The 23,239-nt window shown below is 69.3% G+C and carries 23 protein-coding genes; 8 read left to right on the top strand and 15 right to left on the bottom strand.

Features of this window, described 5'->3' with window-relative positions:
• Positions 1 to 57: 57 nt before the first annotated feature.
• The 3 genes from ACQHII_RS15160 to ACQHII_RS15150 are packed head-to-tail and all read left to right on the top strand — an operon-like array spanning position 58 to position 3,283.
• A complete protein-coding gene (locus ACQHII_RS15160; RefSeq protein WP_427919803.1) occupies positions 58 to 1,002 on the top strand; it encodes an ABC transporter ATP-binding protein in 945 nt (314 codons plus the stop codon).
• Positions 999 to 2,537 carry a hypothetical protein gene (locus tag ACQHII_RS15155; protein WP_427919802.1) on the top strand — a complete coding sequence of 513 codons (1,539 nt, stop codon included), beginning with the start codon at positions 999 to 1,001 and terminating at the stop codon, positions 2,535 to 2,537. The genes ACQHII_RS15160 and ACQHII_RS15155 overlap by 4 nt, the downstream gene beginning before the upstream one ends.
• Positions 2,534 to 3,283: an ABC transporter permease subunit gene (locus ACQHII_RS15150; RefSeq protein WP_427919801.1), complete on the top strand. Its 750-nt coding sequence runs from the start codon at positions 2,534 to 2,536 to the stop codon at positions 3,281 to 3,283. Before ACQHII_RS15155 ends, ACQHII_RS15150 begins: the two co-directional genes overlap by 4 nt.
• Here the strand turns inward: ACQHII_RS15150 and ACQHII_RS15145 are convergent.
• The 3 genes from ACQHII_RS15145 to ACQHII_RS15135 are packed head-to-tail and all read right to left on the bottom strand — an operon-like array spanning position 3,264 to position 4,476.
• Positions 3,264 to 3,455, bottom strand: a complete 192-nt coding sequence (locus ACQHII_RS15145) for a DUF397 domain-containing protein (protein ID WP_427919800.1) — start codon at positions 3,453 to 3,455, stop codon at positions 3,264 to 3,266. The two genes, ACQHII_RS15150 and ACQHII_RS15145, sit on opposite strands and share 20 nt — an antisense overlap.
• Positions 3,452 to 3,658: a DUF397 domain-containing protein gene (locus tag ACQHII_RS15140; RefSeq protein WP_427919799.1), complete on the bottom strand. Its 207-nt coding sequence runs from the start codon at positions 3,656 to 3,658 to the stop codon at positions 3,452 to 3,454. Before ACQHII_RS15140 ends, ACQHII_RS15145 begins: the two co-directional genes overlap by 4 nt.
• Positions 3,658 to 4,476, bottom strand: coding sequence for a helix-turn-helix domain-containing protein (locus ACQHII_RS15135; RefSeq protein ID WP_427919798.1), 819 nt, complete (start codon positions 4,474 to 4,476; stop codon positions 3,658 to 3,660). Before ACQHII_RS15135 ends, ACQHII_RS15140 begins: the two co-directional genes overlap by 1 nt.
• Before the next feature lie 112 nt (positions 4,477 to 4,588).
• Here ACQHII_RS15135 and ACQHII_RS15130 point away from each other — a divergent pair, with 112 nt between their 5' ends.
• Positions 4,589 to 5,002, top strand: coding sequence for an ATP-binding protein (locus tag ACQHII_RS15130; RefSeq protein WP_427919797.1), 414 nt, complete (start codon positions 4,589 to 4,591; stop codon positions 5,000 to 5,002).
• Here the strand turns inward: ACQHII_RS15130 and ACQHII_RS15125 are convergent.
• A complete protein-coding gene (locus ACQHII_RS15125) occupies positions 4,995 to 5,441 on the bottom strand; it encodes an anthrone oxygenase family protein (protein WP_427919796.1) in 447 nt (148 codons plus the stop codon). The genes ACQHII_RS15130 and ACQHII_RS15125 overlap by 8 nt on opposite strands.
• 91 nt (positions 5,442 to 5,532) lie before the next feature.
• On the opposite strand from ACQHII_RS15125, the gene ACQHII_RS15120 reads away from it, so the two are divergent.
• The gene (locus ACQHII_RS15120; RefSeq protein WP_427919795.1) at positions 5,533 to 6,111 is read left to right on the top strand and encodes a TetR/AcrR family transcriptional regulator; all 579 of its coding nucleotides are present in this window, start codon (positions 5,533 to 5,535) and stop codon (positions 6,109 to 6,111) included.
• A 131-nt stretch (positions 6,112 to 6,242) separates the two neighbouring features.
• Positions 6,243 to 7,421, top strand: a complete 1,179-nt coding sequence (locus tag ACQHII_RS15115) for a hypothetical protein (protein WP_427919794.1) — start codon at positions 6,243 to 6,245, stop codon at positions 7,419 to 7,421.
• A gap of 174 nt (positions 7,422 to 7,595) precedes the next feature.
• Here ACQHII_RS15115 and ACQHII_RS15110 read toward each other — a convergent pair whose 3' ends face one another.
• A complete protein-coding gene (locus tag ACQHII_RS15110; RefSeq protein WP_427919793.1) occupies positions 7,596 to 8,204 on the bottom strand; it encodes a YceI family protein in 609 nt (202 codons plus the stop codon).
• 377 nt (positions 8,205 to 8,581) lie between these two features.
• Here ACQHII_RS15110 and ACQHII_RS15105 point away from each other — a divergent pair, with 377 nt between their 5' ends.
• Both ACQHII_RS15105 and ACQHII_RS15100 read left to right on the top strand, forming a co-directional pair.
• Positions 8,582 to 10,165 (top strand): acyl-CoA carboxylase subunit beta, encoded by a 1,584-nt coding sequence (locus tag ACQHII_RS15105; RefSeq protein WP_427919792.1) that lies wholly within the window; start codon positions 8,582 to 8,584, stop codon positions 10,163 to 10,165.
• 57 nt (positions 10,166 to 10,222) lie between these two features.
• The gene (locus tag ACQHII_RS15100; RefSeq protein ID WP_427919791.1) at positions 10,223 to 10,411 is read left to right on the top strand and encodes an acyl-CoA carboxylase subunit epsilon; all 189 of its coding nucleotides are present in this window, start codon (positions 10,223 to 10,225) and stop codon (positions 10,409 to 10,411) included.
• A gap of 74 nt (positions 10,412 to 10,485) precedes the next feature.
• On the opposite strand, the gene ACQHII_RS15095 is transcribed toward ACQHII_RS15100, so the two are convergent.
• The 10 genes from ACQHII_RS15095 to ACQHII_RS15050 form a co-directional block, all read right to left on the bottom strand.
• Positions 10,486 to 11,511 carry a septum formation family protein gene (locus ACQHII_RS15095; RefSeq protein WP_427919790.1) on the bottom strand — a complete coding sequence of 342 codons (1,026 nt, stop codon included), beginning with the start codon at positions 11,509 to 11,511 and terminating at the stop codon, positions 10,486 to 10,488.
• A complete protein-coding gene (locus ACQHII_RS15090; protein WP_427919789.1) occupies positions 11,508 to 11,954 on the bottom strand; it encodes a hypothetical protein in 447 nt (148 codons plus the stop codon). The genes ACQHII_RS15095 and ACQHII_RS15090 overlap by 4 nt, the downstream gene beginning before the upstream one ends.
• 250 nt (positions 11,955 to 12,204) lie before the next feature.
• Positions 12,205 to 12,786: a GTP-binding protein gene (locus ACQHII_RS15085; protein ID WP_009314218.1), complete on the bottom strand. Its 582-nt coding sequence runs from the start codon at positions 12,784 to 12,786 to the stop codon at positions 12,205 to 12,207.
• Positions 12,767 to 13,339, bottom strand: coding sequence for a DUF742 domain-containing protein (locus ACQHII_RS15080; RefSeq protein ID WP_427919788.1), 573 nt, complete (start codon positions 13,337 to 13,339; stop codon positions 12,767 to 12,769). Before ACQHII_RS15080 ends, ACQHII_RS15085 begins: the two co-directional genes overlap by 20 nt.
• A 94-nt stretch (positions 13,340 to 13,433) precedes the next feature.
• Complete coding sequence (locus ACQHII_RS15075) at positions 13,434 to 13,847, bottom strand: roadblock/LC7 domain-containing protein (protein WP_005479603.1); 414 nt, start codon at positions 13,845 to 13,847, stop codon at positions 13,434 to 13,436.
• Positions 13,848 to 13,857: 10 nt separating this feature from the next.
• Positions 13,858 to 17,172 carry a nitrate- and nitrite sensing domain-containing protein gene (locus ACQHII_RS15070; RefSeq protein WP_427919787.1) on the bottom strand — a complete coding sequence of 1,105 codons (3,315 nt, stop codon included), beginning with the start codon at positions 17,170 to 17,172 and terminating at the stop codon, positions 13,858 to 13,860.
• Positions 17,173 to 17,546: 374 nt separating this feature from the next.
• Positions 17,547 to 18,122, bottom strand: coding sequence for a GTP-binding protein (locus ACQHII_RS15065; RefSeq protein WP_006375318.1), 576 nt, complete (start codon positions 18,120 to 18,122; stop codon positions 17,547 to 17,549).
• Positions 18,103 to 18,501 carry a DUF742 domain-containing protein gene (locus ACQHII_RS15060; protein ID WP_019058642.1) on the bottom strand — a complete coding sequence of 133 codons (399 nt, stop codon included), beginning with the start codon at positions 18,499 to 18,501 and terminating at the stop codon, positions 18,103 to 18,105. The genes ACQHII_RS15065 and ACQHII_RS15060 overlap by 20 nt, the downstream gene beginning before the upstream one ends.
• Before the next feature lie 112 nt (positions 18,502 to 18,613).
• Positions 18,614 to 19,027, bottom strand: a complete 414-nt coding sequence (locus ACQHII_RS15055) for a roadblock/LC7 domain-containing protein (protein ID WP_005479910.1) — start codon at positions 19,025 to 19,027, stop codon at positions 18,614 to 18,616.
• 9 nt (positions 19,028 to 19,036) lie between these two features.
• The gene (locus ACQHII_RS15050; protein WP_427919786.1) at positions 19,037 to 22,954 is read right to left on the bottom strand and encodes a nitrate- and nitrite sensing domain-containing protein; all 3,918 of its coding nucleotides are present in this window, start codon (positions 22,952 to 22,954) and stop codon (positions 19,037 to 19,039) included.
• Positions 22,955 to 23,239: the final 285 nt, after the last annotated feature.

Genomic DNA, 23,239 nt, shown 5'->3' with positions numbered 1-23,239 from the left:
GAGGGACCTCGCCGGCGTGACGACAGCGCGTGGGGCGCGCGCCTAGCCTCCCTCACCATGAGCGACGCAAGCATCGAAGTCCGTGACTTACGGAAGCGGTTCGGCCGGACCCTCGCGGTCGACGGCCTCTCCTTCAGGGTCGAGCCCGGCACGGTGACCGGATTCGTCGGTCCCAACGGTGCCGGCAAGTCCACCACCATGCGCTCCCTGCTCGGCCTGGACACCCCCGACGAGGGGCGGGCGCTGATCGGCGGGCTGCCCTACCACGCCCTGCGCACACCGCTGTTGGAGGTCGGCGCCCTCCTGGACGCCGCCGCCCTGCACCCGGCCCGCCGGGGCCGCGACCACCTCCGCTGGCTCGCCAACTCGCACGGGCTGCCGATGCGCCGCGTGGACGAGGTCCTCGAACAGGTCGGCATGGAGCAGGCGGCCCGGAGGCGGGCGGGCGGCTACTCGCTAGGCATGCGCCAACGGCTCGGCATAGCAGCCGCGTTGCTCGGCGACCCGCCCGTCCTGCTCCTCGACGAACCGGTCAACGGTCTGGATCCCGAGGGCATCCAGTGGATCCGCACCCTACTTCGCCACCTCGCCGCCGAGGGCCGGGCGATCCTCGTCTCCAGCCACCTCATGAGCGAACTCGAAGACACCGCCGACCACTTGGTGGTCATCGGCCGGGGCCGTCTCATCGCCGACACGGCGGTGGCCGACCTCCTCGCGGCGGCCTCCGGCGACCGGGTACGGCTGCGTACGAGCAGTCGTACGGAAGCGATGGAACTGCTCGCCCGGGAGGGCGGCACGGTGGCCGTCGTCGACCGTGACCTCCTCACCGTGACGGGCCTGCCCGCCGAACGGATCGTGGAGGTGCTCGCCGCGTCTCGCGTCCCCTTCGCCGAAGTGGGCGCGCACCGGGCCTCGTTGGAGGAGGCGTACATGGAACTCACCCGGGACGCGGTCGAGTTCATGTCGGCGCCCGCCGAGTCGTCCGGCGAGGTGACCCGATGACGGCGCCAACGCGGACACCCGCGCCGTACCGTTCGGCGCTGCATCCGGCCCGGGCCGGCTTCGGGCGGCTGCTTCGGGCGGAGTGGACGAAGTTCTGGACGGTCAGGGCCTGGCTGCTGGTGCTGGGGATGGCGGCCGTGGTCGTGGTCGGGATCAGTCAGATGGGCGCGAGCGGGTCCATCACGGGCGGCGGTCCGCCGACCGTCCTCGGGCCGGACGGTGAGGTGGTCAACGATTCGTTCCGTTTCACCCACCGTGCGCTGACCGGTGACGGCACGCTCACGGTCCGGGTCACCGGGCTGAAGAGCAACGACGGCGAGGCGCTGGAGCCGTGGGCCAAGGCCGGGATCATCGTCAAGGCGAGCCTGAAGCAGGGCTCGGCGTACGCGGCGGTGGTGGCGACCCCGGGCCATGGCGTCCGTATGCAGTGGAACTTCACGCATGACACGGCGGGCCCGAGCAGCGATCTGGGGACCGCTCCGCAGTGGCTCAGGTTGAAAAGGCTGGGGGGAAAACTAACCGGTTATGCGTCGGTGGATGGTGAGAAATGGACACGGCTTGGGGAGGTGGGGGTGGCGGGGCTGGGGCGGACGGTTCAGGTGGGCCTGCTGCTGGGGACGCCCGATCACGAGTCCGTGCAGCGTTCCTTCGGCGGCACGAGCGCGACGGCCGGCCGGACCACGGTCACCGGCACCTTCGACCACCTCACCCTCCAGGGCGCGTCGACCGGCGCGGGCTGGACCAGCACGGACATCGGCCCGACAGGCCTCGGCGACCCGAACGCCCGCAACGTGCCACCGAACACCACGCAGGTGTCCCCGACCGGCACCTACACCCTCACCGGCCAGGGCGACATCGCCCCCGAGGAGAACAGCCCCGACCTGGTCCAGATGGGCTTCCAGGGAGTCTTCGTCGGCCTCCTCTTCATGACCGCCCTGGGCACGCTCTTCGTGACGACCGAATACAAACGGGGCCTGATCCGTACGACGTTCACGGCGACCCCGTCCCGCCTGAAGGTACTGGCGGCGAAGGCGACAGTCATCGCAACGACCACCTTCACAACAGGCCTACTGGCAACGGCAGTCGGCTACACCTGGGCCCAACAGACCCTGCGCTCCAACGGCTTCAAGCCCCCCGAGTTCCCCGACCTGTCCCTCCTGGAGAACCCGTCCCTCAGGGCGGTGGTGGGCAGCGCGGCACTCCTGTCCCTGGTGGCGGTCCTGGCCCTGTCCGTAGGGTTGGTGCTGTGCAACAGCGCGGGCACGATAGCCACGGTCGTCGTCCTCGTCATCCTCCCGCAGATCCTGTCCTTCGCCTTCCCGCTCCCCGCGGCGCAATGGCTCCTACGAGTCACCCCGGCAGCGGCCTTCGCGATCGAGCAGGGCAAGACGTACTACCCCCAGGTCCAGCACAACTGCCTTCCGGAGAGCGGCTGTTACCCCCTCTCCCCGTACAACGGCCTGGCGGTCCTGGTCGCCTACACCGTGGCGGCACTCCTGCTGGCGGCCTGGACGCTACGGAGGCGAGACGCGTGAGGTGGCTGACTTCCCTCCACGCCGAGTGGGCCAAACTCCGCACCCTGCCCAGCACATGGTGGCTCCTGACGGCAACGGCCGTCCTGACAGCGGCGATCGGAGCGGCGGCGGCCTCGTCGGTCACGACCAGGATCTGCCCGGTGCCGTGCCGCGCGGACACGGTCAAACTGACTCTGTCGGGCGTCCAGTTGAGCCAGGCGATATGCCTGGTCCTGGGTGCGTTGTCGATCGGCGCGGAGTACAGCACGGGCACGATCCGCACGACGCTGACGGCGATGCCGGGCAGATGGCGGGTACTGACGTCGAAGGCGGCGACGCTGTCGCTACTGGCGGCGGCAGCAGGGGCGTTGGGGGTGCTGTCCTCCCTCGGCCTGGCCCGCCTGATCCTCCCGACCCCGCCGGACGGCGCCCTGCTCCGACCGGCGACGGGCTCGATCCTGATCCTGGTCCTGGTAACACTCCTGGGCCTGTCCCTGGCCACCCTGCTCCGCGACACGGCAGGCGCGATCACCCTGGGACTCGGCATCCTCTACGTCGTCCCGATCCTGTCCCACCTGCTCAACTCCCCAACCTGGCAACACCGCCTGCAACGCTGGGCCCCGATGCCGGCGGCCCTGTCCATCCAGGCGACCAAGAACCTGGGCACCCTGGCGATTGCTCCGTGGCCGGGCCTGGCCGTTCTGGCGGCCTACGCGGTGGGCTTGTTGGGGGCCGGGGGAGTGTGGTTCAGGCTGCGGGATGCGTGACGGTGGAGAGGAAGTCGGCCCAAGTGGCAGGAGCGACCGTGAGGATGGGCCCGGCGGCGACCTTGGAGTCCCGGACGTGAACGGCGGAGGGGTGCGCGGCGACTTCGATGCAGTTGCCGCCTTCGCTGCTGCTGTAGCTGGACTTGAACCAGTGCAGTGCTGCGGTGTTCATTGCGTGACCGCGTCGAGGAAGGTGCCCCAAGTGCCGGGCGCGACGGTGAGGATAGGCCCGGCGGTGATCTTGGAGTCACGCACGTGGACGGCGGAGGGGCGAGCGGCGACTTCAACGCAGTCGCCGCCTTCGTTGCTGCTGTAGCTGGACTTGAACCACGCCAGGTCGTCCAGGAGGAGGGGCTGCCGTGCTGCGGTGTTCATTACTCTCCTAGCAGTCTGTCCAGGAGGCACGCACTCTCGTGCGGAGAGAGGGCCTGTGACCGCAGCATTCCATACTTCAGCTGATAGACGCTGACCTCATCCGGATCGTCGATCAGGAAGCTCGCGCGCTGCACTTCCAGGTAGACCACGTGCTCATGGGCGGGAGTCTCCAACAGCAGCATGGGTCCCGCCAGTCCCGCGTGTGGAACCTGTCCCATGGGCATGATCTGGATTCCCATGTGAACCAGATCGCAGTCCGCACGCAACTTGCGGATCTGGTCCCTCATGACCTCCGGCCCGCCGAGTGCCGTCCGCAGGGTCGACTCCTCCAGGATGAAGTGGCCGAACGGCGGCTGCTTGCGCTGCCAGATCTTCTGCCGTTCCATGCGAGAGGACACCCACTGCTCCGCTGTCTCGTCCTCGAATCGCGGGAAGCGGCTCTCGAAAGAGGCTCGGCAGTAGTCCTCTGTCTGGAGCAGACCAGGAATCATCTGTGTCTGATACGAGAGGATGCTGACGGCCACCTGCTCGATGTCGACGAGGCCCTGCGCGAACGCGGGCATCCGCTCCCGCACCGGCAACTTGTCCACCAGCGCGAACAACGCCCCACCCGTACCGAGCAGTTCATCGAACTCCACCGCCCGATAGTCCTGGAGCGCGAGCCGCCCCTGCTCGATCGACCGGATCGTATCGACGTGCAGGTTCGCGATCTCGGCGAACCGCTCCTGCGTGTACCCCGCCTTCCTCCGGAAATGGGCGACCAGCCCACCCACCGCTTCCCAAGTGCCGACCTTCTTAGGCCTCTTCGCCGATTGCATGCGTGTCCCTTTCCCCCGCGCACACCCGAAGACGTCGTAGTGGGGTCGTAGGAAAAGGAACTACGACCTCACTCACTGACCCACGATAGTGACTCCCTGTGACAGTGGCCCCGTGAATGAACAACTCCAACAAGGCCACACCCGCGAGGCGTTCTACCGGCGGGACCGCAGATCGGTCGCCCTGGCCCGCGACTTCACCCGGGAGACGCTCACCGCCTGGTCCGCCACCGAGCGGAGCGACGACGTGCTGCTCTGCGTAAGCGAGTTGGCGACCAACGCGATCCTCCACGGCGTACCGCCGGGCCGCGGCTTCGCCGTACACCTGTCCCTGCACCCCGATGGAGTCCTCCGTGTCGAGGTCCACGACAGCGGCACTACCGAACTCCGCAGGATCCGTACGCCGTACAGACAACTGGACGCGGAGGAAGGGCGGGGCCTGATGCTGGTCGCCGTGCTGTCGGACAAGTGGGGGGTGGGGGAACGCTCCCCTGGCACGGTCGTGTGGTGCGAGTTCGCGCTCAGGTGAGGGCCGCGGCCAGCAGGGCGAACGCGGCGATGATGACCGCGACGCGGACGTAGTGGTACCGGTCCCAGCGGTTCAACTGCTCCTTCCAGTCGGCGGGCCGATTCTCGGGGGTCCAGGTCTTGCCCCGGTTGTTGATCGGGACGAGCAGCAGGATCGACATGACCACGCTCACGATCAGCAGCGCGGCGGCGGTGACGACGAGGCCGGCGCCGGAGTGGTGCCGTTCGGCGACGGCCCAGACCGCGCTGAGGACGAGTGAGCCGATGTACCAGAACGGCATCACGGCGCCGAGCATCCGGCCCCCGTGGGCGCGGGCGAGCTGTCCGCTGTCGTCGGGAAGGGCGTTGAAGATCCGGTTCATGACGAAGGCGACGGAGAACTCCACCCCGACCATCACGCCGACGGCCACGGTGGTGAAGACCTCAAGTGCGGTGAGCATCACGACTCTCCCTTTTTTCTAGCGTTGCTAGCCGATGAGGCAACGCTAGACCTACTGCCGCTCGAATGTCTAGCGGTGCTAGGATCGAATCATGTCGGTACAGGAACGCAAGGAGCGCGAACGGGCGGGCCGCGAGCGCCTCATCTTGGCGACGGCCCGCGAACTCGCCGAGCAGCAGGGCTGGGACGCGGTCACGACCCGCCGCCTCGCCGAGCGCATCGAGTACAGCCAGCCCGTCCTCTACAGCCACTTCCGCGGCAAGCGCGAGATCATCGGCGCCGTAGCCCTCCAGGGCGCCACGGAGATGGCTGCGGAACTGCGAGCCGCGGCCTCCGCCGCGAAGGGCCCGCACGCCCGGGCCACCGCAATCGCCCGCGCCTACCTCGACTACGCCGACCGCAACCCGGCGGTTTACGACGCCATGTTCCAGCTCGACGGCGGCCTGGCCTTCGCCCAGGAGGACACCCCGGCCCCGATGAAGGACGCCTTCGCCGCCCTGCTGGAGAACCTCGACGCGGTCGCGGGGGAGGGCGTCCAACCGGGCCTGTTCACCGAGGTGTTCTGGGCCTCCCTGCACGGCCTGGCCACCCTGACCCGAGCGGGCCGCCTGCCTCCGGCCGACGCCGAACGAAGGACCCGGCTACTGGTGGACCGGCTCGCCGTGGTCTGACGCTCGCCGCAGGCTCGTAGCGCGTGCTTTTACCAGACCGGAGGGCACGCGGGCGCGGAAGAGCGAAACGACGCTCAGCACGCCGGTCGCCTGCCCATGCTGCTCCCAGCGTCTAGAACGGGGGAGGAAACGTGCAGGCGTTTCTGGCGGGGGTCGTACTCCTGGTGGGTCTGAGCGCGCCGCTGATCGGTGGGGTGCAGCGGCCGCGGCTGAGGTCCAAGCGGCTGGCACCCGAGCTCTTTGGAGGGGCGCCGCTCGTGGTGGGGTTCGGCTCGTGGGTGGTGTGGGTCCTGATGTTCACGGTGAGCCGGGTCGGCTTCACCGGCACCAGGAACACGTGGATCTGCGCGGGGATGCTCGGACTGTGCGTGCTGGTGGCCCGCCCGATGGTCCGGATGGTGGCGCCCGCGCGGCTCGACGGACGCCGCCTGCTGGTCGCGGCGCGCGCGGTGGGCCTCTGCGGTGCAGTAGCGGGCGTCATGGAACTCGTGGCCACGGGGATGGGGAACCAGGCGATGGCCGGGCTGACCGTGGTCTACGCGACGGCCGCCGCCGTACTGGGGCTGCTGCGAACGGTGGACCACGGCTACTTCCCGCTGGTCCTGTTGTGGTCGGCACTGCGGAAGGCGCTCCTGGCCGTCGTGACCGGGTACTGGATCGACCGCGCCGGCGGCACCCTCGTCCCGGACCCGGAGCACACCACGCCGGGGGCACTGCTGCTCGCCGTCCTGTGGTGGTCGACGGTGGGCGTATCTGCCGGGTGCGCGGTGGCGGCCGCCGTACGCCTGGTGCCCTGGCTGAGGACCGGGCCGCCGGCCGGCCCCGCGCCTCCCGGAGTGAAGGCCTGGCCGCCGGCCGTGGGCGATGTGTGGACGGCCGAACTCACCCACGACGACAACAACTTCAAGGAGCGTCCGGTGCTCGTGCTGGAGCACACCCCGGAGTTCGTCCGCGTGCTCGGCGTCACCAGCGTCGACAAGTCCGACCGGAAACGCGGATATATGAAGCTCCGCCAGTCCGAGTGGGAGGGCGTGCTGAAGAAGGACGGCTGGCTGAACCTGGAGATCGCGCACATCCCGTACTGCGACTTCCTCTGGCGGCACGGGGAGTGCCCGGACCGTGTGTGGGACCTGCTGTGCACGAAGGCCGATGTGCGGGAGCGGCCGGCGAAGTCGGGACCGGCCCCCGGGTTCACGTTCCAGCACCGGCTGCGGTCGGCGATGAACAGGCACGTCGGCCGGGACGCGCGCACGGTCCGTACCGACGCCGGCGGCCGGGTGCGCCGGCCGCGGACGCGGGAGCGGGTCTGACGAACCACGGCTGCCCGGCCTGCCCGCGAGCGACGACCCGCTGGGGCCCGAGCAGCTGATTGTCCTCGAAGTGGGGCCGCTGCCAGGGGAGTTGATACTCGTGTGTGCCCCACACCCCCGGAACACATCAACCCCGCCGACGGACGACGTCGACGGGGTGAAGGGGGCGTGACGTCAGGCGCTCTTGATCGCCGAGATGTCGAAGTTCAGCTTGATCTTGTCGGAGACGAGGACGCCACCGGTCTCCAGCGCGGCGTTCCAGGTGAGGCCCCACTCGGAGCGCAGGATCTCGGCCTTGCCCTCGAAGCCCACGCGCTCGTTGCCGAACGGGTCCTTCGCGGCGCCGTTGAACTCCAGGTCGATGGAGAGCGGCCGGGTGGTGCCGAGGATCTCCAGGTCACCGGTGATGCGGTAGTCGTCGCCGCCGAGGGCCTCCGCGGAGGTGGAACGGAAGGTCATCGTGGGGAACTCCTCCGTCTTGAAGAAGTCCGCGCTCTTGAGGTGACCGTCACGGTCCGGGGAGCCGGTGTCGATGCTCTCCATCGTGACGTCCAGGGAGGCGGTGGACTTGGCGGGGTCGGAGCCGTCCAGGTTCAGCGTGCCGGTGAAGTCGAGGAACTTGCCCTTGACGTTCGTGACCATGGCGTGGCGGGCGACGAAACCGAGCGTGGTGTGCGACGGGTCGATGGTGTACTCGCCGGTCAGCGCGGCCAGATCGGGGTTGACGGCGGCGGGTGCCGAGGTGGTGTCGGTGTCGTCGCTCTTGCGGCCGAAGATGCCCATGACGTGCTCCTAAGGGGGACGGGGGTCGTGCGGGGATGAAGCTGTTGAATGTTCAACGATGCCAACACGAAGGACCGTAGACCTATTCCATTCAATTTTCAACATCATCCGCAGGGTGTTTCACCAACTACTACGAGTAAGCCCTCCGGGTGGGCGCGGCAACGCGGGAATCACTCCGGGGATGGCATCCTCCCCGTGTGAATGTGAGGTGGCTCTCAGCTGTCGCCTTTGTGTGACTCCTACAACGGGCGCGCCCCTTGAGCAGTCGGAACGGCTGCATGCCGGTGAGGTTCTGTTCGGTGGTACCAGGAAAACGGGCCGGAGACTGTGCAGAGTCGACGGCGCACAATCCCTGGTGCGCTTCGTAGGGTCGGTACATGACCGTTTTGGATGAGGCGCCGGGTGAGCCGACGGACGCGCGCGGGCGAGTGGCCGAACTGCACGAGATCCGTGCCCTGGCACTGGCCGGCCCGAGCGAGAAGGCGACCGAGGCGCAGCACGCCAAGGGGAAGCTGACCGGCCGGGAGCGCATCGAACTGCTCCTCGACCCCGGGTCCTTCCGTGAGGTCGAGCAGCTGCGCCGGCACCGCGCGGTCGGCTTCGGCCTGGAGGCCAAGAAGCCGTACACCGACGGTGTCATCACCGGCTGGGGCACGGTCGAGGGCCGCACGGTCTTCGTCTACGCGCACGACTTCCGGATCTTCGGCGGCGCGCTGGGCGAGGCCCACGCCACGAAGATCCACAAGATCATGGACATGGCCATCGCGGCCGGTGCCCCGCTGGTCTCGCTGAACGACGGCGCGGGCGCCCGCATCCAGGAGGGTGTCAGCGCCCTCGCCGGCTACGGCGGCATCTTCCAGCGCAACACCAAGGCGAGCGGGGTCATCCCGCAGATCAGCGTGATGCTCGGCCCGTGCGCGGGCGGCGCGGCGTACAGCCCCGCCCTCACGGACTTCGTCTTCATGGTCCGCGAGACGTCCCAGATGTTCATCACGGGTCCGGATGTGGTGAAGGCGGTGACGGGCGAGGAGATCACGCAGAACGGCCTCGGCGGCGCCGACGTGCACGCCGAGACGAGCGGTGTCTGCCACTTCGCCTACGACGACGAGGAGACCTGCCTCGCCGAGGTGCGCTACCTCCTGTCGATGCTCCCGCAGAACAACCGCGAGAACCCGCCCCGCGCCGAGTCCTCCGACACCGCCGACCGCCGCTCGGACATCCTGCTCGACCTGGTCCCGGCCGACGGCAACCGGCCGTACGACATGGCCAAGGTCATCGAGGAGATCGTCGACGACGGCGACTACCTGGAGATCCACGAGCGCTGGGCCCGCAACATCATCTGCGCGCTGGCCCGCCTCGACGGCCAGGTCGTGGGCATTGTCGCCAACCAGCCGCAGACCCTCGCGGGCGTCCTGGACATCGAGGCGAGCGAAAAAGCTGCGCGCTTTGTCCAGATGTGTGACGCTTTTAACATTCCGATCGTTACGTTTCTGGACGTCCCGGGATTCCTTCCCGGCGTCGACCAGGAACACGGCGGAATCATCAGGCACGGAGCGAAGCTGCTCTACGCGTACTGCAACGCCACCGTGCCGAGGATTTCGCTCATCCTGCGCAAGGCGTACGGAGGCGCCTACATCGTCATGGACAGCCAGTCCATCGGTGCGGACCTCACATATGCCTGGCCCACCAACGAGATCGCCGTGATGGGCGCCGAAGGTGCCGCCAACGTCATCTTCCGCCGCCAGATCGCCGACGCCGAGGACCCCGAGGTCATGCGGACGCGCATGGTCAAGGAGTACAAGTCCGAGCTGATGCACCCGTACTACGCGGCTGAGCGCGGACTCGTCGACGACGTCATCGACCCGGCCGAGACCCGCGAGGTACTCATCCAGTCGCTCGCGATGCTGCACACCAAGCACGCGGACCTGCCCTCGCGCAAGCACGGCAACCCCCCGCAGTAACCCAGCGGACCCTCCGCGCCACCCCAGCGGAAACCTCTCTCACGGAGACTGAGACCTATGACCACGCCTGACATTCGTGTCGAGAAGGGCCACGCCGAGCCCGAGGAAGTCGCCGCGATCACGGCGATCCTGCTGGCTCGCGCCGCGGCCGCCCCCACGACTGAGCCTCACCGTCCCCTGCCGAAGGCCGGCTGGCGCCGGCTGGAGCGCGAGGGTGGGTTCAGGGCGCCGCACAGCTGGCACTGAGCCCCCGCGACTCCCGCGAGGCTCCAACGGCCCCGCTCTCCTCGGCTGGAGAGCGGGGCCGCAGGTTTGTCCGGCTATGGTGCGCTCGTTGTCGCGTCCACGGTGTCCCCGTCCATGGTGCTCCCGTCCGTCTTCCGCACGGTGCACACGACGATGTGCGTGCCTGATGTCCAGGGGCCCGAGCTCGTCCATGAACCGGCCTCGTACGTCGACGGGTCGAAGCCGTGCGCGCGCGGCGACATGTCGCGGGCGCACGCGCCGTCCGACTGTGTCCGGGCCTGCGCGAGCGTGACGTCGGAGCCCAGCTTGATGAATCCGAGTACCTCTTGGTCGTGGGGTTGAGCGCAACTAGCCAGTCGTGCATTCCGGTTACTGGGCACCTGAAGGCAGTCCCCCTTCTGCATGGTGGCCGTGTCCCGGAAGCCGCTCCCAAGCTTCCGGTGGACACCGATCGGCCCGTACACCGGACCGTGCGCGCCCAGAACCAGACAGGTAGAGCGCCGACCGGCGGCCTCGAAGGTATCCCGGCTCGGTACCACGGCGAAGCTCCGTACATCGGCGAGCTTCTTCCGGAGCGCCGCGGTTCCCCTGGCGCACAGTCCGGGACCGTCCTTCCGCGCCTCCTCGGCGCTGTCGGCGGGGACAACGGCCATGACCTGGCCATCGGGGGGCCCGTCGCCGCAGGTGGGATCCACCGTCAGATGCGGCTCACCTTCGAAGCGAGTGCCGCTCGGCCAATCGACGACGACACAGTCACCGATGTCCAGGGGGGCGTCAACGGGAACCACCGCTCCCGTCCCGGCAGCGTTCGCGTCCCCGGACCCCAAGTACGCCGTCCCCACCCAGACGCCGCCGAATACCACGGTCGCGCTGACCGCACCGGCCAGCAGTACGCCCAACAGCCGATGTGCCTGCGATCGTTCGGAGCCGAAAGGCGGCTCATACGGCATCGCGGGCGCCGGCGTCAGGGAGACGCCGAGCAGGCCGGCCGCCACCCGCCGGCCCAAGGGGTACCGAGCGAAGTCTGCTGATACGGACACAGGAGGGCCGGTGACCCCGAAGAGCAGCATCAGTACCCGCCGCCACAGAACGGCCCTCACGGGGCGACTCCGGGGCGTGTCGACTCCAGGGACGCCTCGCTTGGTGCATTACCGCCGACGACCGCCGACGGAGTGCCGTTGACGAAGCCAGCGATCTGCGGGACGGCGCCCAGGGTCGCCAGCACCGCCGGAGCGCAGACTCCGAGCGCCACGGCCGCGTAGGCGCCGCTGATCTGTCCGCTCACCCCGAACAACGCGGCCATGGTGGCCCCGATGGCCGCGCGCAACACGGCCAGGCACGCGTGGGCGGACGTGTCCAGGTACTGCCGCAGAGCGGGCGGCTTCGTACGGCGCCGTCCCGTGGCGGTCCGGCGAGCCGCCTGCCACTGCGTGCAGCCCCGGAAGACGGCCAGCAGTTCGACACTCAGACCCCCTCCGGCGCCCAACAGAGCGAACTGCCACCAGCCCATCGCATCCCCCGTCACCAGCCACAGAGCGTCCACAGCATCCCGCCTTGGCGAGGAACACGGGCGTGGAGCCCGTACCAGGCAGAACAAATACGTTGGACGGTGCGGCAATTGCAGTACGGGCGCTGTGCAGGCGTAGTACGGCCGGGTACCCGGCTACTCCCTTGTGGTGATCAGGGCGGACACGACAGGCAGAGCTGGTGCGTGTACGAAGTGAGTTGAGCGAAACGGCCCCCGCACTTCCCAAGTGAGGGATGCGCAGGGGCCGTTCAGCCATGTCGTGGATCTACCGCAGGCGCGCCATCAACGCATGCTCCACCAGCGTGATCAACGCCGACTTCGCGTCAGCCCGGTGCCGCGCGTCCGTCGTGATGATCGGGGTGTCCGGGCCGATCTGGAGCGCCTCGCGGACCTCGTCGGGGTTGTACGGCTGCTGGCCGTCGAAGCCGTTGAGGGCGATGACGAAGGGGAGACCCGAGTTCTCGAAGTAGTCGACCGCGGGGAAGCAGTCGGCGAGACGGCGGGTGTCGACCAGGACGATCGCGCCGATCGCGCCGCGTACCAGGTCGTCCCACATGAACCAGAAGCGGTCCTGGCCGGGGGTGCCGAACAGGTACAGGATCAGGTCCTGGTCCAGGGTGATGCGCCCGAAGTCCATGGCGACCGTGGTGGTGGTCTTGTCTCCGGTGTGGGTGAGGTCGTCGATGCCCGCGGAAGCGGACGTCATGACGGCCTCGGTACGCAGCGGGTTGATCTCCGAGACGGCCCCGACGAACGTGGTCTTGCCCACGCCGAAGCCACCCGCCACCACGATCTTCGCCGAGGTGGTGGAGCGGGAAGGACCGCCGCTAGAGCTTGCGAAGTCCACTGAGCACCCTTTCGAGCAGTGTCACGTCTGGCTGGCCGCCGGCGTTCTCGTCGCCGCCGGGCTGATGAATGGCGACCAGGCCCGCCTCCGCCAAGTCGGCGACGAGGATCCTGGCCACACCGAGAGGGATCGTCAGGAGGGCCGAGATCTCGGCCACCGACTTGATCTCCCGGCAGAGGTTGCAGATCCGCTGATGCTCGGGCAACTGGCCCTGCATCTGGTGCGGCTGCGCGGTGGTGTGCACCAGCGCCTCGATGGCGAGCTGGTAGCGGGGGCGGGTCCGGCCGCCGGTCATGGCGTACGGACGCACCAGGGGATTGCTCGACGAACCCGCGGGCGCCGCCTCGGGGGAGCGCCGGTGCGGCTGCACGGGCTGGATGCGCGGCGCCGGCGGCTGGTCGTACGGTGACGGACCGGGGCCCTGCGGGTACTGAGGGTGACGCGGGGAGGGCGTGGAGGGGAAGTTGTACCGGTTCCCGGAACCGTCGCCCTGCCCCTGGCCGGGGCCGTACGACCAGTTGCCCGAAGACGAACCGCCTGGGGGTGTTGCCACTTTCTCCTCCTCCGACTGTGCCGGGCACCCATCAATGTGGAGCCGCGTCCCGAAACCTTATGGCCTCGGGACGCCAAAACGCACCGTCCGTTGGTTAGTTGAGAAGGCTCCCTTGGAGCTCTGCACGAAGGTCCGGGGTCAGGACCGTACCGGCACGGTCCACCAGAAGGGCCATCTCGTACCCAATGAGGCCGATGTCCGCTTCGGGGTGTGCGAGAACCGCGAGGGAGGAACCGTCGGACACGGACATGATGAAGAGGAATCCCCGCTCCATCTCCACAACCGTCTGGTTCACGCTGCCGCCCTCGAAGATGCGCGAGGCACCGGCGGTGAGGGAGGTAAGACCCGACGCTACGGCCGCCAGCTGGTCGGCGCGGTCACGCGGGAAACCTTCGGACATCGCCAGAAGGAGTCCGTCGGCGGAGACCACCACCGTGTGGGACACACCGGGGGTGTTGTCCACGAAGTTGGTGATCAACCAGTTCAGGTTCTGCGCCGCCTGGCTCATCGGGCTCACACTAACGCTCCTGGTTGTAGGTGCTGTCAGAACCGAAGCCCTGACCGTTCGTTTCACTTCCCGCACTGCGACCCCGCTGGACCCCGCGGCGCAGGTTGCTGAGCCTGCCCCGGATGTCCTCGGGAGCGCGGGAGACCTGGGGGCCGCCCTGAGGGGTGCTCTCGGCGGTGCCCTCGACCAGGTTGGCCTTGGGCACCCGCCTCGGCAGGCCGGAGGAGGTGACCCCGCCGGCCTTCGGCTTCTTCAGTGCCGAGGCCTGCTGCCACCGCTCGTCGTTCGCCGAGCGCCAGTCCACGGTCCCGGTGCTGCCGTTGGCGCTGCCGTTTCCGTTCGCGGTGCCGTTCGCCGTACCGAAGATGTTGGTGTTGCTCTCCGGGGCGGAAGCCACCGACTCCTGGCGCGCGGGCTGCGAGCCGTTGGTGCCTTTCGCGGACGAACCGCGGCGCGGCAGCCCGGCGTCGGTCAGCGCGTGGACAGCCGAGGGGGCCGGTCCCGGACGGTCGAAGCCTACGTGATCCCGCTCACTCACGTCAGCGGCCTGCGAAGGTTCCGGTTCCGGAGCGTACTGGTCCGGGTAGCCGTTGCGGTAACCGTCCTGCTGCGGCCAGTCGTCCTGATAGGACGGCTCTTCGAAGCCCGTGTACGTCTCCGGGGCCGCGGCGTGCGCCGACGCGTGCTCCTCCCGCACCGGCTCCGCATACCCGGGCTCCGGGTAACCGCCGTTGGACGGGAAGGAGTCGGCGAAGGTGTCGCTCTGCGTACCGTTGCCGTTCGGCGCGAAGTACTGCTCGTCGTACGCGGGCTGAAGCGGCTCGTCGTACGACGTCTGCTGCTGCTCCTCGTACGCCGGCTGGCCGTTGTACGCCGTCTGCTGCTCCTGGTACGCCTGCTGCCCGTTCTCGGCGTACGGCTGCTGCTGGGGTTCCTCGAACTCGGTGAACTCCGGGTAGGAGCCCGGTTCCAGGGCCTCCTGGCCCGGCTTCTGGGACTCCAGGGCCGCCCGGCGCTCCTCGCGCATCAGCGAGCGGCCGACCGGGTCGAGCTCGCGGATGTCGTCCGGCACCTCGGGGTAGCGGGTGTCGTCGAAGCCGAGTTCGGCGGCCGTGAGCGGGGCGCGGTTGAAGTCCTCGCCCTGGTACTGCGGCTGCTCCGGCATGATCTGCGAGACGGTGAACTCGTCGCGCTGGAGCTGCTGTTCGCCACCGCCACCGTGGGTGATCGCGTCGGGCAGCATGACCAGCGAGGTGGTGCCGGCCTGCTCGCCCGAGGGGCGGAGCTGGACGCGGATGCCGTGCCGGTCGGAGAGGCGGCCGACCACGAAGAGGCCCATGCGCTGGGAGATCGCGACGTCCACGGTCGGCGGGTTGGCCAGCTTGTGGTTGATGTCCGCGAAGTCCTCGGCGGTGAGGCCGATGCCCTTGTCGTGGATCTCGATCATCACGCGGCCGTCGGGGAGACGGGTCGCGGTCACGCGGACCTTGGTCTGCGGGGAGGAGAACGTCGTCGCGTTCTCCAGCAGCTCGGCCAGCAGGTGCACGAGGTCGGTGACCGCGCGGCCGTGGATCTCGGCCTCCGGGACACCGGAGAGCTCGATGCGCTCGTACTGCTCCACCTCGGAGGAGGCGGCGCGCAGCACGTCGACCAGCGGGACCGGCTGGTCCCAGCGGCGGCCGGGCTCCTCGCCGGCGAGGACCAGGAGGTTCTCGCCGTTGCGGCGCATACGGGTCGCGAGGTGGTCCAGGCGGAAGAGGTTCTCCAGCTGGTCCGGGTCGGCCTCGTTGTTCTCCAGGTCGGTGATCAGGGTCAGCTGGCCCTCGATCAGGGACTGGTTGCGGCGCGAGAGGTTGGTGAAGATCGCGTTGATGTTGCCGCGCAGGAGGGCCTGCTCGGCGGCCAGTCGTACGGCCTCGCGGTGGACCTGGTCGAAGGCTCTGGCGACTTCGCCGATCTCGTCCGTCGTGGTGATGGGGATCGGCTGGACCCGGGTGTCGACGCGGCCGGGGTCGGTGCGCGAGAGCTGGTCGACCAGCATCGGCAGGCGCTGCTCGGCGATGCCGAAGGCCGCGTTGCGCAGCTGGCGCATCGAGCGGCTCATCTGGCGGGCGACCGCGCCGGCGAGGATGAAGGCGAGGAGCAGGGCGACGATGACGATGGCACCGGTGATGATGGCGTCGCGCTTGGCGTTGTTCGCGATGTCGGAGGCCTCGCTCACCGCGGTGTCGGCCTTGTCCTCCTCGATCTTGCGGTACGCCTCGTACTTGAGGGTCGTGCCCGCCCACCAGTTCTGCGCGGTGATGCCCTGCTGGGCAAGGGCGTCACGCGCCGCGATGTCGGTGGTGTCCAGCTGCGACATGGCCGTGACCGTCTTGATCGCGCTCGGCGGCGGCACGTATGTCTTGCCGGCGGCCTTCGCCTGCGCGGCTGCCTGCTTGACCAGGGCCGTGCCGTCGGTCTGCACCTTCGCCAGTGCGGTGTTCAGCTTCGCGATGTCCGCGTCCGTACCACCGGCCTGGTACTCCTGGATGGCGATGCCCTCCAGGTAGGCGTACGAGGTGAGGGCGGTGCGCTGGGTGGCCAGGCTGTTCGCGTCGGGGCCGGGGTTGATCAGCAGGTGGGTGCCGATGGAGCGCTCCAGGGAGAGCGCGCCCTTGGCCAGCGCGATGGCGTAGACCGAGCGGCCGTAGCTGGTGATGTTGCCGGTGCCGAGGCCCAGTTCGTTGGAGAACTCCAGGAGCGGGTGCTCCAGGTTGACGTAGCTCTCCTCGGTCTGGACGCCCTTCATCTTGGAGGTGTAGGCGTTGGCCCGGACCGTCTGGAGCGACGGCTCCACCTTGCGGAAGCGGCTGAGGCGGCGCTCCAGGCCCGGGGAGTCCGGCATGTTCTGCACGGCCTTGTCGAAGGCGTCGGCCGCGTCGTCGGTGGCCTTGCGGGCCGCCACGACGGTCGCGTTCTTCTGGCCCTTGCCCTCCAGCAGCGGAGCGGCGGTCACGTCACGCTCGTTGGTGACCGCGTTGCTGTAGGTCAGCGCGGCCTGCACCACGCGGGCGGTCTTCTCCGCGTCCTCGGCGTTCTGCCAGGTGTCGATCGAGCTCCTGACCTGGAAGCCGCCCATGATGAGGCCGACGCCCACGGGTATGAGCAGGATCGCGTTCAGCCGGGTCGGCACCCGCCAGTTGCGGGGCGAGAAACGGCCCCCGCTGGGAGGGGGTGGTGCCGAGGGCTCCGAGCCTGGCACAGGGGCGGGCGCCGCTCCGCGCGGCGGCGGGGTGAAGTTGCCCCGGGCCGACGGCTCGGGACCGTTCTTGCTTCGCCTCACTCGACCAACAACCTTCCGGCGGTCGGCACCTATCCTCGTGCCGCAGTGTCTCAGGCCCGTCAACGAGCGCTGACTATCAGTACGTCGTTGACTATTGGGCAGTTCAGGCATTCCAGCACGTCAGCCTGCGCGATTCCAAACAGTCGGAACGGCGGATTCCGAGTGATGTAAGCCCCAGATAAAACGGTCATAAAGAGCGAGCCCCGCCAAAAGACGGGGCTTTGTTAGCGCAGTGGCACCGGACGACCGCGACGCGTTGCGGTACCACCCGATTCCTCTGCCGAAACGTTATGAACACCGGGGCCGACCGTGTCAAAGGCCACAGCCGGCTCCGGGGTGTCTACGACAACTGCCGTATGGGAACACCGATTTGACTACCGCAGTCGAGCCATGAGCGCATGCTCGACCAGCGTGATCAGCGCACTCTTGGCGTCCGAGCGGTGCCGGGCGTCCGTCGTGATGATCGGCGCGTCCGGCCCGATCTGGAGGGCCTCGCGCACCTCCTCCGGGTTGTACGGCTGGTGGCCGTCGAACCCGTTGAGGGCTATGACGAAGGGCAGCCCGCTGTTCTCGAAGTAGTCGACCGCGGGGAAGCAGTCGGCGAGACGGCGGGTGTCGACCAGGACGACGGCGCCGATCGCGCCGCGCACCAGGTCGTCCCACATGAACCAGAAACGGTCCTGACCCGGCGTACCGAAGAGGTACAGGATCAGGTCCTGGTCCAGGGTGATACGGCCGAAGTCCATGGCCACCGTGGTGGTGGTCTTGTCCCCGGTGTGGGTGAGGTCGTCGATGCCCGCCGAGGCGGACGTCATGACGGCCTCCGTGCGCAGCGGGTTGATCTCGGAGACGGCACCCACGAACGTGGTCTTGCCGACGCCGAAGCCACCCGCCACCACGATCTTCGCGGAGGTGGTCGCCCGCCCTCCGTCAGAGCTTGCGAAGTCCACTGAGCACCCTTTCGAGCAGCGTCACGTCCGGAGCGCCGCCGTTGTTCTCGTCGCCGCCCGGCTGGTGGATGGCCACCAGTCCGGCCTCGGCGAGGTCCGCGACGAGGATCCGCGCCACACCGAGGGGCATGGCGAGGAGTGCCGACACCTCCGCGACCGACTTGACCTCACGGCACAGGTGGCAGATGCGCTGGTGCTCAGGGAGCAGTCCCATCAGCGCTGCCGGGTCGGCCGTGGTGCTGATCAGTGCCTCGATGGCGAGCTGATAGCGCGGCCGGGTCCGGCCGCCGGTCATCGCGTAAGGACGTACCAGCGGCTGGTCGCCCTCGTCCCCGTACGGCTCGGCGTACGGATCATGAGAGGCGGTGGGCGGGGTCATGAATCCTCCGGGCGGGACAGCAAGTCGGTCGGGCTTAGCCGTCTGACAGGGCCGGTGGGGGGATTGTGGCGGCCGGACGGTGATTTGGTGAGACGGGTGGTGCCGGGGCCGGTCAGTGAAGCAGACTGCCCTGGAGTTCGGCGCGCAGGTCCGGCGTGAGGACCGCCCCCGCACGGTCGACGAGCAGTGCCATCTCGTAGCCGACGAGGCCGATGTCGCACTCGGGGTGCGCGAGCACCGCCAGGGACGAGCCGTCCGAGACGGACATGAGGAAGAGGAACCCTCGCTCCATCTCGACGACCGTCTGTGCCACGTCTCCGCCCTCGAAGATCCGGGAGGCCCCGGCCGTCAGCGAGGTCAACCCGGATGCCACGGCCGCGAGTTGGTCGGCGCGGTCGCGCGGGAAACCTTCCGACATGGCCAGAAGGAGTCCGTCGGCGGATACGACGACGGTGTGGGACACACCGGGGGTGTTGTCCACGAAGTTGGTTATCAACCAGTTGAGGTTCTGTGCCGCCTGGCTCATCTGGCTCAACTAACGCTCCTGCTGGTGAGTGGGGCTGGGGAAGCTGCCGGTCTGGCCGGTACCCGTACCGGCCTGGCGGCCCTGTGCGATGCCCCGACGGAGATTGGTCAGCCGGCCGCGTACGTCATCAGGCGCACGGGAGACCTGCGGACCGGTTTGGTGCTGTTGCTGCTGAGCCGTACCCGGGACGAGGTTCGCCCTGGGCACCCGGCGCGGCAGGCCGGAGGTGGTGACGCCGCCCGCGGCCGGTTGCCGTACGCGCTCCGCCTGCCGAACGAGATCGTCGTTCGGCGAGCTGCGCCAGGTACCGCCCGTGGGACGCTGAGGGGGTGTCGCCGGAGCCTGCGGTGCCTGCGGCTGCGGGGCGGGCGCGGAGCCGTTGCTCTGGCTCTGCGCTTCCGCCTGCTGGCCGTGGAACCAGTTGGTCTCCAGCGTGTCGTACAGCGGCGTCCTGCCGTCACCGGGACCCGTGGCAGGCGGCAACGCCTCGGGCTCCTGGCGGGTGGGACGCTGCGGGGCGGGCGGCCGCGCGGTGCCGAAGTCGGCGCCGTTGCGGTTCCCGTTGACCTGCGGACGGTCGAACTGCCCGGTGTTCCCGGGGTTCTGACGGCCCGGCAGATTGTGCTGACCGGTGGACCCGTTGTCAAAACCGGGTGTCGCGAACTGGCCGGTGGAGTTCGCGTCGTAGGCCTGCGGGACGGCGAACTGTCCCGTGTTGGCCGGGTTCGACGGATTGTTGGCCGGGCTGTTCGGAGCGCCGAAGACGTCCGAGCGGACGAACTGGCCGCCGTTCTGCTGCGAGTTGGAGCCGGGCCGCGGAGGCTCGAAGTCCTGCCGCGGGAACTGGCCGCCCGCCTGCGATCCGTTGGCACCCTGGCGCGGCAACTGGCCCGTGTTCTGGGACCCGTTGAGGTTCGGCCGGGGGAAGGAGCCGGTGTCCTGCGGTCCGCCCGTACCCGGACGCGGGAAGGAGCCCGTGTCCTGCGGTCCGCTGGTGCCCGGGCGCGGGAACTGCCTGCTGTCCTGCGCGTCCAGGCGCGGGATCGCCGGCATCTCCTGCGTGCCGGGGCCCTGACGGTCGTCGATGCGCGGCATCCGGGAGGTCTGCTCGGCGTCGCGCTCGTCGTGGCCGCGCGGGGCGTCGAGGTTGCCGCGGCCCAGCGGGGGCTGCGCGTTCTCGTCGCTCCAGCTCGGGCGCTGGTTGTTGTTGCCGCCCGGCAGCTCGGCCCGCGCGCCACCGCGCGGCGGGAGCTGCGGCTGACGGCCGCGGCGCCGGCCACCGCCACGGGGCGGCTCGGGCTCGTTGTTCCCACGCTGCGGGGGAACCGCGCCGTTCTGCTGCTGCGGAGGGGTCCCGCCGAAGGCGTCCTGGCGTCCGTCGCCGAAGCCCTGCGGAGCGCCCGTACCGGCCGCCTGGAGGCCCTGTGGGGCACCGGGCGCCTGGCCGAAGAGACCGGCACCGGAACCGGCGGCCGGACGGCCCTGCGGCGCCGAGGGACCCTGCGGTCCACGCGCACCGCCGGGAGCACCAGGAGCACCGGGACCACCCGGACGTCCACCGCCCGCACCGGGCAGCGCGGCCCGCGGGCCCTGACCGGAACCGACCTGGCCGCGCGGAGCGGCACCGGCGCCGAGCAGTCCGCCGTTCGCCGGAGCGCCCGCGCCGAGGGCGGAGCCGCCCTGGCCGTTGCCCCGGCGGGCCGCACCGGCACCGGCGGCGGCAGCCGCGGCACCCGCGCCGACGGCGGCCTGGCCGGGCTTGCCCGGAGCGGGCTTCTTGCCGCCCTGGGCGACGTCGACCGGGAGCATGACCAGCGCGGTCGTACCACCGGAGTCGGAGGGGCGCAGCTGGATGCGGATGCCGTGACGCTGGGACAGACGACCGACCACGAAGAGGCCCATGCGGCGGGAGACCGAGACGTCCACGGTGGGCGGCGAGGCGAGCCGCTCGTTGATCGCCGCGAGGTCCTCGGGGGAGAGGCCGATACCGGTGTCGTGGATCTCGATCAGGACGCGGCCGTCGGGCAGCGCGTGACCGGTGACCTTGACCTTGGTCTGCGGCGAGGAGAACGAGGTCGCGTTCTCCAGCAGCTCGGCGAGCAGGTGCACGAGGTCGTTGACCACGCGGCCGGCCACTTCGGTGGTCGGCACGGAGGAGAGCTCGATGCGCTCGTACTGCTCCACCTCGGAGGCGGCGGCGCGGAGCACGTCGACCAGCGGGACCGGGCGGGTCCAGCGGCGGCCGGGCTCTTCACCGGCGAGAACGAGAAGGTTCTCACCGTTACGGCGCATGCGGGTCGCGAGGTGGTCGAGCTTGAACAGCGAGGACAGCTGGTCCGGGTCGGCCTCGCGGGACTCCAGCTCGGAGATGAGCGAGAGCTGACGCTGGATGAGGCCCTGGGAGCGGCGCGAGAGGTTGGTGAACATCGCGTTGACGTTGCCCCGCAGGAGGGCCTGCTCGGCGGCGAGGCGGACCGCCTCGCGGTGCACGTCGTCGAAGGCCGCGGCCACCTGGCCGATCTCGTCCCGGGAGTGCACACCGACCGACTCCACGGACGTGTCGACGTCCTGCGGGTCGGACTCGGAGAGCTGCTTGACCAGCTCGGGCAGCCGGTCCTGGGCGACCTTGTTGGCGGTCTCCTGGAGCCGGCGCAGCGAGCGGATCATGGACCGGGCGATGACGAAGGCGCCGACGAGGGAGACACCGAGCACGAGCAGGATCAGCGCACCGGAGATGATCGCCTCGCGCTCGGAGGCGGAGCGCAGCTCGCGGGCCTTCTGCTCCATGTCCTCCAGGAGCGTGTGCTCGATCTTCTTCATCTGCTCGATCTTGGTCGAGCTGTCGTCCACCCAGTCCTTGTAGGACCGCTTGTCCAGCGAGGCCAGGCCGTTGGAGTTGGCCAGGGCGCGCTCCGCGTACTTGTCCGCGGCGTCGATCGTGGCGTTGCCGTCCTCGATCGGCTGGATGAGCTCCTCGGCACCCTGGTCGCCGTAGATGTTGCGGAAGATCGCCAGGTCCGACTTCTCGCTCTCCAGCGCCGAGTCGGCGTAGAGCCGGTCGTTGTCGGAGAGCTTGCCGGTGGTCGTGTTGTTGTCGGGCAGGGCCGCCGCGATGACGGCGCGCTGCACGGACGCGAACTCCTTGGCCGAGGAGAAGGCGGCCAGGGCGCGCGTGCGCTGGATCATCTCGGGGTTGCTGGTGGCCTCCGCCATGTCCTGCGAGAGGTCGAGCAGCTGGGTGATCAGACGGTGGTATGCGTCGACCGTCTGCGTCGAGTTGCCCTTCGACTGGTACGCCGTCTTGCGGATCTTGTCGAGGTTGTCCAACTCGGTGGCGAGGCCGACCACGGTCTCGCGGACGCCCTGCAGGTTTCCGTTCCTGCTGGCGCTGTCCACCTCTTCCGAGGAGTTGATGAAGTTGTCGCGGGCCCGGTCGGTCTTCTCCTCGTAGCCCTTGATCTGGTAGTCGGTGGCCTTGGTGCCGTGCGACAGGGGACCGGCCGACTGGTCGCGCTCCTCCTGGAGCGCGGTGGCCAGCTCGGTGGCCTGCTTGGTCATGTCCGTCAGCAGCTTCATGTTGTCGAGCTGCTGGATGTCGGTCATGGAGTCGCTGATGCGCAGGGCACCCAGCGAGGTGGCCGCGACCACGGGGAGCGCGAGCAGCGACACCAGGCGCGTGGAGATGCGCCAGTTGCGCAGGGCGACGCGCGAGCCGGGTCCCGGAGCACCGCTCGGCGGCTTGGCCGGGGGCGCGGGGGTCGGGGCTGCGGACACACCGGGGCGCCCGGGGGCCCCGCCTTCACCTGACGGTGCCGGGCCCGGGTTCTGGGCGTGCTGGGGCGAGGAGCTGCCGGTGTTGGGGCCAGCCCCGCCATGCGGCTCCGGCTCCGCCGGAGCACTGCCATCCCTCTTGAAACGTCCCTGCACTAGCGTCGCAACCTCTGGACCAGGCGTCCCCCGCGCGAACGGAAGGACGGTGTCGGCGTCTTGGGGAGCGCCCTGAACGCGCACCCCATGTGTGGTCGTGAGTGACCGGCGCTGCTCCCCCTTCCGCCGCCCTCGGCGCTGCGTTGCGCCCCCTGCGCGCCGGGCTGATTCTGCGGCGGTCCGTGGAATTCCAGCACAGTGCCGGATCTCCAACAAGGCCCGTAGGCCAGGCTGTGACCTGTGTGACACCCCGTGAGGACAGTGTCACGAGACGTAGAAAGCTAT

This window comes from Streptomyces sp. cg40 (assembly GCF_050320165.1).
Classification (GTDB): domain Bacteria; phylum Actinomycetota; class Actinomycetes; order Streptomycetales; family Streptomycetaceae; genus Streptomyces; species Streptomyces hokutonensis.
This window is presented reverse-complemented; position numbering and strand designations above follow the sequence as displayed.